1 protein-coding gene is annotated in these 2295 nt (G+C 74.3%); it reads left to right on the top strand.

Translation table 11 applies throughout. The annotated features are described in order from the left end of the window. Window positions 1-290: 290 nt before the first annotated feature. The gene (locus HW445_RS27535; RefSeq protein ID WP_218957440.1) at window positions 291-2264 is read left to right on the top strand and encodes an ATP-binding domain-containing protein; all 1974 of its coding nucleotides are present in this window, start codon (window positions 291-293) and stop codon (window positions 2262-2264) included. Window positions 2265-2295 lie beyond the last annotated feature (31 nt).

The following is a 2295-nucleotide window of genomic DNA, read 5'->3' as shown; positions in this document are numbered from 1 at the left end:
ATTGGCCCCGCGCCCCGGCGAGGGCGTAAGATCCCGCGTCTCCCCGCCTCCGCGCCTCGACCCGGAGTGCCGCCGACCGGACGGAAACCGGCCGGCCCCGCCGCCCCCGCGCGCTCGCGCCCCGGCGGCCGTCACCGCACACCATCAGGTACGACCGGAGGCATGCCGTGTCCAGCCCATCGAGCCCGTCCACCAGACCGACGAGTCCGCCGAGTCCGACGAGTCCGTCCGACGACCCGCTCGCCCGGGAACGGGCCCACCTCGCGGCCTCCCGGTCCGCCCTGCGGGCCATGCGGGAGGACGTCGAAGCCCTCGACATCCGGGACGTCACCGCCAACTGGGTGAACGCGGAGGTCCTCACCCGCCAGATCGACGAGCGGATCAAGGCCCTCGCCGACCTCAGCGACACCCCGCTCTTCTTCGGCCGCCTCGACTACCTGCACGCGCCGGGCGCGGACCGGGCGGAGGGGGGCGAGGGCGAGCGGTTCTACATCGGGCGGCGCCACGTGCACGACGCGGACGGCGACCCGATGGTGATCGACTGGCGCGCCCCGGTGTCGCAGCCGTTCTACCGGGCGTCCCGCAAGGATCCGATGGACGTCGGGCTGCGCCGCCGCTTCGGGTACACGGGCGGTGACCTCACCGCGTACGAGGACGAGCACCTGACCGACCCGGCGGAGGCGGAGACCACCAGCCGGCTGCTCCAGCAGGAGATCGAGAAGCCGCGCGTGGGCCCCATGCGGGACATCGTGGCGACCATCCAGCCGGAGCAGGACGAGATCGTCCGCTCGGGTCTGGGCGGCACGGTCTGCGTGCAGGGAGGCCCCGGCACGGGGAAGACGGCCGTCGGTCTGCACCGTGTCGCGTACCTGCTGTACGCCTACCGTGACCGGCTGGCCCGCACCGGGACCCTGGTGATCGGCCCGAACCGCTCCTTCCTGCACTACATCGAGCAGGTGCTGCCGGCGCTGGGCGAACTGGAGGTCAAGCAGGCCACGGTGGACGACCTGGTCGCCCAGGTCTCCGGGGTCGAGGTGCGCGGCGCCGACGAGCCGGCCACCGCGCTGCTCAAGGGCGACGCGCGGCTGGCCGAGGTGCTGCGGCGGGCCGTCCGGTCGCACGTCACGATGCCCACCGAGTCGCTGGTGGTGGTCCGCGGCTCCCGGCGGTGGCGCGTCCCTGCGTACGAACTGGAGGAGATCGTCCAGGAGTTGCTGGCCCGGGACATCCGGTACGGAGCCGCCCGGGAGGCGCTGCCGCAGCGCATCGCGCACGCGGTGCTGGTGCGGATGGAGCAGGCCGGGGAGGCCCCGGACGACCGGGTGCAGGACGCGGTGGCCCGCAACGCGGCGGTGAAGGCGGCCGTCAAGGCGATCTGGCCGCCGGTCGACCCGGCGAAGCTGGTGCTGCGGCTGCTCTCCGACCCGGAGTTCCTCGCCGAACAGGCGGACGGCGTGCTCGGCGAGGACGAGCAGAAGCTGCTGCTGTGGACGAGGCCCGCCCGGTCGGTGCGGTCCGCGAAGTGGTCGGCGGCGGACGCGGTGCTGATCGACGAGGCCGCGGACCTGGTGCAGCGGACGTCCTCGCTGGGACACGTGGTGCTGGACGAGGCCCAGGACCTCTCGCCCATGCAGTACCGGGCGGTGGGCCGCCGGTGCACCACCGGCTCCGCGACGGTGCTGGGGGACCTCGCCCAGGGCACGACGCCGTGGGCCACGCGGAGCTGGGACGAGGCGCTGCGGCACCTCGGCAAGCCGGAGGGTGTGGTGGAGGAGCTCACCGCCGGTTTCCGTGTGCCGACGGACGTCATCACGTACGCCTCACGGCTGCTGCCGCACATCGCACCGGGGCTCACCCCGGTGGCGTCGGTCCGGGAGAACCCCGGGTTCTTCGACATCCGCCGGGTGGACGGGGCGGAGGCGGTCGTCGCGGCCTGCCGTGAACTCCTGTGCAACGAGGGGTCGGTGGGCCTCATCGCGGCCGACGCGCGGGTGGCCGTGCTGGCCGAGGCGCTGGCCGCGGCGGGCGTCGGGTACCTGGGGCCCGGCGAGGAGACGACGGCGCACACCCGCCTCACGCTGGTCCCCGCCTCGCTGGCCAAGGGCCTCGAGTACGACTACGTCGTGCTCGACGAGCCACGGGCCGTGGTCGACGGGGAGCCCGACGAGCGCACCGGCCTGCGCCGCCTGTACGTCGCCCTCACCCGGGCGGTCTCCGGGCTGGTCGTCACCCACGCGACGGACCTGCCGGAGCAGCTCGCCTGACCCGCCACGGCTCCGGCTCCGGCTCCGGCTC

Origin of the sequence: Streptomyces sp. UH6 (assembly GCF_013421635.1) — a bacterium.
Taxonomy (GTDB): domain Bacteria; phylum Actinomycetota; class Actinomycetes; order Streptomycetales; family Streptomycetaceae; genus Streptomyces; species Streptomyces abyssomicinicus.
This window is presented reverse-complemented; position numbering and strand designations above follow the sequence as displayed.